This is a genomic window from Micromonospora salmantinae (assembly GCF_022230905.1).
GTDB lineage: Bacteria > Actinomycetota > Actinomycetes > Mycobacteriales > Micromonosporaceae > Micromonospora > Micromonospora salmantinae.
The window spans coordinates 365090-372594 of the sequence record NZ_JAKKFG010000012.1 but is presented as its reverse complement, the minus strand read 5'-3'; the positions used below and the strand labels follow the sequence as shown (position 1 = coordinate 372594).

Genomic DNA, 7505 nt, shown 5'->3' with positions numbered 1-7505 from the left:
GCCGTACGGCGGTGCGCCCCGGAACGGGTGTCGCTACCGGATCAGAAGCCCGGGCCGTGCTGGTGGCCGTGACCGTGGCCGTGCCCGCCGCCGGCGGCCGGCTCGGCCTGCTCCGGCTTCTCCACCACGAGGCTCTCCGTGGTGAGCAGCAGACCGGCGATCGAGGCGGCGTTGGTGACCGCGTTGCGGGTCACCTTCACCGGGTCGATGATGCCGGCCTTGACCAGGTCGACGTACTCGCCCTTGGCTGCGTCGAGGCCGTTGCCCCACTTGAGGTCGGCGACCTTCTGCGTCACGACGTAGCCGTCGTGACCGGCGTTCTGGGCGATCCAGCGCAGTGGCTCGACGAGCGCCTTGCGCACGACCGAGACGCCGACCTTCTCGTCACCGGTGAAGCCCAGGTCGTCGTCGAGCACCGAGAGGATCTGCACCAGGGCGGCGCCGCCGCCGGGCACGGTGCCCTCCTCGACCGCAGCCTTGGTCGCCGCGATGGCGTCCTCGATGCGGTGCTTGCGCTCCTTCATCTCGACCTCGGTCGCCGCGCCAGCCTTGATGACGGCGATGCCACCGGAGAGCTTCGCCAGCCGCTCGGCCAGCTTCTCCCGGTCCCAGTCGGAGTCGGAGGCCTCGATCTCCTTGCGGATCTGAGACACCCGGTCGGCGACGTCGGCCTTCTGGCCACCGCCGTCGACGATCGTGGTGTTCTCCTTGTCGACCACGACGCGCCGGGCGGTGCCGAGCACCTCCAGGCCGACCTGGTCGAGCTTGTAGCCCAGCTCCGGGGCGACCAGCTCGGCACCCGTGGAGATCGCGATGTCCTGGAGCATTGCCTTGCGCCGGTCACCGAAGCCCGGGGCCTTGACCGCGCAGACCTTGAGGGTCTTGCGCAGCGAGTTGACCACCAGGGTGGAGAGCGCCTGGCCGTCCACGTCCTCGGCGATGATCAGCAGGGGCTTGCTGTTCTGCAGGACCTTCTCCAGCAGCGGCAGCAGCTCCTCGATCGCCGAGATCTTCTGGGTGGTGACCAGGATGTACGCGTCCTCAAGGACGGACTCCTGACCCTCCAGGTCGGTGACGAAGTTCGGCGAGATGAAGCCCTTGTCGAACTGGAGACCCTCGGTCACGTCCAGCTCGGTGGTGAGCATCGAGCCTTCCTCGACGGTGATGACTCCGTCGCGGCCGACGCGCTCCATCGCCTCGGCGATCAGGTCGCCGATCGTGGAGTCCTGCGCGGAGATCGTCGCCACGTTCGCGATCGACTCCTTGCTGGTGACCTCGGCGGCACGGCCGAGCAGCGCCTCGGAGACCTTCATGGCCGCCGCGTCGATGCCCCGCTTGAGGCCGGCCGGGTTGGTCCCGGCGGTCACGTTGCGCAGACCCTCGCGAACCATCGCCTGGGCCAGCACTGTCGCGGTGGTGGTCCCGTCGCCGGCGACGTCGTTGGTCTTGGTCGCCACCTCCTTGACCAGCTGCGCGCCAAGGTTCTCGTACGGGTTGGTGAGCTCGATCTCCTTGGCGATGGTCACACCATCGTTGGTGATCGTCGGCGCACCGAATTTCTTGTCCAGGACGACGTTGCGCCCGCGCGGGCCGAGGGTGACCTTGACCGCGTCCGCGAGGGCGTTGACACCGTGCTCCAGCAGGTGCCGGGCGTCGTCCGAGAAGCTCAGGATCTTCGCCATTAATGTCCCTTCGAAGCGCCATTGCCCCGGCCCGGCGAGCCGGACCGGGGCAGTGGCACTGATCGGTTGCTTACTTCTCGATGACCGCGAGGACGTCGCGGGCGGAGAGCACCAGGTACTCCTCGCCGGCGTACTTGACCTCGGTGCCGCCGTACTTCGAGTAGAGGACGGTGTCGCCGACCTGCACGTCAACCGGAACCCGGTTGCCGTTGTCGTCGACGCGCCCCGGGCCCACAGCGAGGACAGTGCCCTCCTGCGGCTTCTCCTTGGCGGTGTCGGGGATCACGATGCCCGACGCCGTGGTGGTCTCAGCCTCGTTCGCCTGGACCACGATGCGGTCCTCGAGCGGCTTGATCGCAACCTTGGTCGCGGTAGTCACGGGCATACCCTCCTGGGGTACTGGTTTCGTTGCTGGCCAGCGGGGCTGACCAGCGTCAATCTGCCTCATGCCACCGGGCGGTGCCGTCGTCGCGGGTGCCGGTCCGCCTGGCGTGCGCACCCGGGTCGCGAGACCCGGAAGCTGGCACCCTCAGGGTGAGAGTGCTAATCGCAGGTTATTCCGTGGCTAGCACTCCGTCAAGGAGAGTGCCAGCGCGTCGCGCCCCGCCAGCCAGGATTTCCGGGTCGGCCGGGACAATGACCGGGTGGATCTCGATCAACTGGCGGCGCTGCGTACCCCTGAGGGGTCGGCCGCGCTCACTGCGGCGGCCGACCTGGCCGGCGGTGATCCACTGGTCGCGGCGTCGGCGCTGCGGGCGACCGGGGTGCCGCCGACGTTGGCCGCGGCGGCACTGACCCAGGCCGAGCTGCGTCATCGGGCGGTGGGCAAGTTCGGCCCGGCCGCCGCTGGGATGTTCCTCACCCGCCCCGGCCTGGAGCAGGCCACCCGCCGGGTGGTCGCCGACCGTCGGGCCGCCCGGTTGTACGCGGCCGGCGTGCGCACCCTGGCCGACCTGGGCTGCGGGCTCGGGGCCGACGCGCTGGCCGCCGCCCGTGCCGGCATCCGGGTGTACGGGGTGGAGGCCGACCCGGTGACCGCGGCGATGGCCGCCGCCAACGCCGACGCGGCCGGCCTGGCCGAGCTGTTCACCGTCGAGTGCGGCGACGCGACCGGGTTCGACGTGTCACGGGTCGACGGGGTCTTCTGCGACCCGGCCCGCCGCACCACCGGCACCGGGCGGCGGATCTTCGACCCGCGCGCCTACTCGCCACCGTGGGACTTCGTCACCGGGCTGGCCGAGCGGGTGCCGCGAACCGTGGTGAAGGTCGCGCCGGGCCTGGACCACGCGCTCATTCCGGCCGGCGCGGAGGCCGAGTGGGTCGGCGTGGACGGCGACCTGGTCGAGGCCGCGCTCTGGTGCGGCGAGCTGGCGGAGGTGCCCCGCCGCGCCACCCTCTATCGTCAGCGGGGCGCCGAGGCTCACCGCCACCAGCTCACCGGCTCGGGTGCCGCCGAGGCGCCGGTCGGGCCGCCGCGCCGCTACCTGTACGACCCGGACCCGGCGGTGGTGCGCGCGCACCTCGTGGCCGAGTTGGCCACCGAACTGGACGCCAACCTGGGTGATCCGAGCATCGCCTACCTCTACGCCGACCAGCCGATCCGCACCCCGTACGCGCGCTGCCTGGAGATCACCGACGTGCTGCCGTTCTCGCTCAAGCGCCTGCGGGCGCTGCTGCGCGAGCGCCGGGTGGGCCGGGTGGAGATCCTCAAGCGGGGTTCGGCGCTCACCCCGGAGCAGCTCCGGCGGGACCTGCGGCTGGCCGGTGACGCGGCGGCGAGTCTGGTGCTCACCCGGGTCGACGGCGCACCGACGGTGCTGATCGGTCGGCCGGTGGGCTAGCGCCGTCTCGACTAGCCTCGTCGCTGTGGCGGGACAGGGCACGCCGGCAACGGCACTGTTGGTCAAGCGCGGCATCCCGCATCGCACCCATCCGTACCGGGTGGCGCCGGACGCCCCGAACTACGGCGCGTTGGTGGCGGTGGCGCTCGGCGTGGCGCCGGAGCGCGTGTTCAAGTCTCTGGTGACCGCTGTCGACGGCGCGCTCACAGTGGCGGTCGTTCCGGTCACCGGCGAGCTGGATCTCAAGGCGCTCGCGGCGGCGGTCGGCGGCAAGCGGGCGGGGTTGGCCGACCGGGCGGTCGCCGAGCGGGCCACCGGTTACGTGCGCGGTGGAATCAGCCCGCTCGGGCAGCGTCGACGGTTGCCCACGGTGCTGGACGAATCCGCGCTGGATCTCCCGACGATCTACGTCTCGGCTGGTCGGCGTGGTCTGCAACTCGAACTGGCCGCGGCGGATCTGGTGGCGCTGACCGACGCCAGCACCGCGCCGTTGCAGACCCACTGACGACAGTCGTTACGTCGACTCCCCCGTGGGATACCCGGGGAGTAACAGTCGCGTTGCTGAATTGTTATCGCTCCCAACAAACTATGCACCTGCGCGGTCTTGTGGAGCCGGTGTGACGCGAAATACGTTGCCGGACACAACAAAACAACACCTCCCCCACCTCCGAAAGGACCCTGCACATGCGTAAGGGGATCCTCACCATCGCCGCCGTGGGCCTGCTCACGACCGGCGGCTTGACCGCCTGTAGCGACGACTCCGGCGACAAGGCCGCCTCCGCCAAGACCCCCAAGATCGGCGTGATCCTCCCGGACAGCAAGTCCTCGGCCCGCTGGGAAACGGCGGACCGTCGGTTCCTGGAGGAGGCGTTCAAGGCCGCCGGTGTCCAGTACGACATCCAGAACGCCCAGAACGACAAGACCGCCTTCCAGACCATCGCCGACCAGATGATCACCGGCGGCGTGACCGCCCTGATGATCGTCAACCTGGACTCCGGCACCGGCAAGGCCGTGCTCGACAAGGCCAAGTCGCAGGGTGTGGCCACCATCGACTACGACCGGCTCACCCTCGGCGGCTCCGCCCAGTACTACGTCAGCTTCGACAACGAGACCGTCGGCAAGCTCCAGGGCGAGGGTCTGTCGAAGTGCCTGACCGAGAAGGGCGCCAAGAACCCCGTCGTGGCGTACCTGAACGGCTCCCCCACCGACAACAACGCCACCCTCTTCAAGGCCGGCTACGACTCGGTGCTCAAGCCGAAGTTCGACGCCAAGGAGTACGTCAAGGGCCCTGAGGACGCGGTGCCGGCGTGGGACAACGCGCAGGCCGCGACGATCTTCGAGCAACAGCTCACCAAGGCCAACGGCAAGATCGACGGCGTGCTGGCCGCCAACGACGGTCTCGGCAACGCGGCCATCTCGATCCTCAAGAAGAACAAGCTCAACGGCAAGGTGCCGGTGACCGGGCAGGACGCCAGCACCGAGGGCCTGCAGAACATCCTCGCCGGTGACCAGTGCATGACCGTCTACAAGGCGGTCCGGGAAGAGGCCAAGGCCGCCTCCGACCTGGCCATCGCCCTCGCCAAGGGCGAGACGAAGGACACCGGCCAGACGGTCAAGGACGGCGACCGGGACGTCCCCTCGGTGCTGCTCACCCCGAAGGCCATCTACAAGGAGAGCGTCAAGGACGTCATCGCCGACGGCTACGTGACCAAGGAAGAAGTCTGCACCGCGGCGTACGCCAAGTTCTGCGCCGAAGCCGGCATCAGCTGACCGACGCCGCAGTACCCGCCGGAACGACCATCGCCGCCCGGCACGGGAGCACCCTCCCGTGCCGGGCGGCGCCCGCCGGACGGGCCCCGACCCTCCCTTAAGAAGGAGACCCCCGTGTCCGCGACCCCCCTGCTGGAACTCCGCGGGATCGACAAGAGCTTCGGTCCCGTCCAGGTGCTCCGCGACGTCGCCCTGACCGTCCACCCGGGCGAAGTGACCGCACTGGTCGGCGACAACGGCGCCGGCAAGTCGACCCTGGTGAAGTGCATCAGCGGCATCCACCCCACCGACGCCGGAGAGTTCCTGTTCAACGGTGAACCGGTGCACATCGGCAGCCCCCGCGACGCCGCCACGCTCGGCATCGAGGTCGTCTACCAGGACCTCGCGCTCTGCGACAACCTGGACATCGTGCAGAACATGTTCCTCGGCCGGGAGAAGCGCAGCGGCATCGTCCTCGACGAGCCGACAATGGAACAGCTCGCCGCCGAAACCCTGGCGGGGCTCTCCATCCGCACCGTCACCTCACTCCGCCAGCACGTGTCCAGCCTTTCCGGCGGTCAACGCCAGACCGTGGCCATCGCCAAGGCGGTGCTGTGGAACAGCAAGCTCGTCATCCTGGACGAGCCGACCGCGGCGCTCGGCGTGGCACAGACCGCCCAGGTGCTCGAACTGGTCCGCCGCCTCGCCGACAACGGCCTGGCCGTGGTGCTCATCTCGCACAACATGAACGACGTCTTCGCCGTCTCCGACCGGATCGCCGCGCTGTACCTCGGCCAGATGGTCGCCCAGGTGAAGACCACCGACATCACCCACGCCCAGGTGGTCGAGCTGATCACCGCCGGGCGCTCGGGCGGGCTCGGCCTCGCCACCGACCCGGGCAGCAACGGCGACGGCCCGCAGCCGGCCGACTCGATCTCAGGAGGCGCCCGATGACCACCACCGCCGTGCGGAAGGACGGACCCGCCGCCGTCACACCGCCGCCGACCATCGGAGGCCACTTCCGCAACTACCTCAGTCGGGTACGCGGTGGCGACGTCGGCGCGCTGCCAGCCGTACTCGGCCTGATCGTGCTCTGCACCGTCTTCGCGATCATGCGGCCGTCGTCGTTCCTGTCGGCCGGCAACTTCGCCAACCTCTTCACCCAGGGCGCGGCGGTCACGCTGATCGCGATGGGCCTGGTCTTCGTGCTGCTGCTCGGCGAGATCGACCTCTCCGCCGGCTTCGCCAGCGGCGTCTGCGCGGCGGTGCTGGCCAATGTGGTCACAGTGCTCGGCTACCCCTGGTGGGTCGCCGTGCTCGCCGCTGTCGCCACCGGTGTGGTCATCGGCAGCACGCTCGGCATGCTCGTCGCGAAGATCGGCATTCCGTCCTTCGTGGTCACCCTCGCCGGCTTCCTCGCCTTCCAGGGCGTCGTGCTGCTGCTCGTCAAGGATGGCACCAACATCGCCGTCCGCGACGACGTGCTGGTCGCCATCGCCAACCGCAACCTCGGCCCCACCTTGGGCTGGGCGCTGACCGCCCTCGCGGTCATCGGCTACGCGGCGGTGCAACTGCTGCGCCACCGCACCCGGGTGGCCCGCGGCCTGATCACCGACCCGCTCGCGGTGGTGGCGCTGCGGATCGGCGGGCTCGCCGTCATCCTCGGCACCGCTGTGTACGTGCTCAACCTCGAGCGCAGCCGCAACGTCCTCATCGTCTCGCTCAAGGGTGTGCCGATCGTGGTGCCGATCATCGCGGTGCTGCTGATCATCTGGACCTTCGTGCTCCAACGCACCAGCTACGGCCGGCACATCTACGCCGTGGGCGGCAACCGCGAAGCGGCCCGCCGGGCCGGCATCGGAGTCGACCGGATCCGAATCTCCGTCTTCGTGATCTGCTCCTCGATGGCCGCCATCGGTGGCATCGTGGCGGCCAGCCGGGCCAACTCGGTCGACCCGAACACCGGGGGCAGTAACGTACTGCTCTACGCGGTCGGCGCGGCGGTGATCGGCGGCACCAGCCTCTTCGGTGGCAAGGGCCGCGTCCTCGACGCCGTACTCGGCGGCGCGGTGGTCGCGGTCATCGAAAACGGAATGGGCCTGATGGGGTACACCTCGGGAGTCAAGTACGTGGTCACCGGCGTCGTGCTGCTGCTCGCCGCCAGCGTCGACGCGCTCTCCCGCCGCCGCGCGGCAGCCACCGGCACCCGCTGACCGCGCGGGAGGTAGCACCA

General features: G+C 69.8%; 7 protein-coding genes. 5 read left to right on the top strand and 2 right to left on the bottom strand.

Features of this window, described 5'->3' with window-relative positions:
• Positions 1 to 41 precede the first annotated feature (41 nt).
• Both groL and groES read right to left on the bottom strand, forming a co-directional pair.
• On the bottom strand, positions 42 to 1682 hold the full coding sequence (gene groL, locus PSH03_RS12325; RefSeq protein WP_210783328.1) for a chaperonin GroEL: 1641 nt from the start codon (positions 1680 to 1682) through the stop codon (positions 42 to 44).
• 70 nt (positions 1683 to 1752) lie between these two features.
• The gene (gene groES, locus PSH03_RS12320) at positions 1753 to 2061 is read right to left on the bottom strand and encodes a co-chaperone GroES (protein ID WP_007465101.1); all 309 of its coding nucleotides are present in this window, start codon (positions 2059 to 2061) and stop codon (positions 1753 to 1755) included.
• Between the two features lie 265 nt (positions 2062 to 2326).
• Between groES and PSH03_RS12315 the strand changes: the two genes are divergently transcribed.
• The 5 genes from PSH03_RS12315 to PSH03_RS12295 all read left to right on the top strand — a co-directional run bounded on the left by PSH03_RS12315 (position 2327) and on the right by PSH03_RS12295 (position 7485).
• Positions 2327 to 3523 carry a THUMP-like domain-containing protein gene (locus PSH03_RS12315; RefSeq protein ID WP_210783326.1) on the top strand — a complete coding sequence of 399 codons (1197 nt, stop codon included), beginning with the start codon at positions 2327 to 2329 and terminating at the stop codon, positions 3521 to 3523.
• 25 nt (positions 3524 to 3548) lie between these two features.
• Positions 3549 to 4028, top strand: a complete 480-nt coding sequence (gene ybaK, locus PSH03_RS12310; RefSeq protein WP_210783324.1) for a Cys-tRNA(Pro) deacylase — start codon at positions 3549 to 3551, stop codon at positions 4026 to 4028.
• A gap of 179 nt (positions 4029 to 4207) precedes the next feature.
• Positions 4208 to 5293: a sugar ABC transporter substrate-binding protein gene (locus PSH03_RS12305; protein ID WP_210783322.1), complete on the top strand. Its 1086-nt coding sequence runs from the start codon at positions 4208 to 4210 to the stop codon at positions 5291 to 5293.
• Between the two features lie 114 nt (positions 5294 to 5407).
• On the top strand, positions 5408 to 6226 hold the full coding sequence (locus tag PSH03_RS12300; protein ID WP_238689161.1) for an ATP-binding cassette domain-containing protein: 819 nt from the start codon (positions 5408 to 5410) through the stop codon (positions 6224 to 6226).
• Positions 6223 to 7485 (top strand): sugar ABC transporter permease, encoded by a 1263-nt coding sequence (locus tag PSH03_RS12295; protein ID WP_238689160.1) that lies wholly within the window; start codon positions 6223 to 6225, stop codon positions 7483 to 7485. The genes PSH03_RS12300 and PSH03_RS12295 overlap by 4 nt, the downstream gene beginning before the upstream one ends.
• The last annotated feature ends 20 nt before the right edge of the window (positions 7486 to 7505 follow it).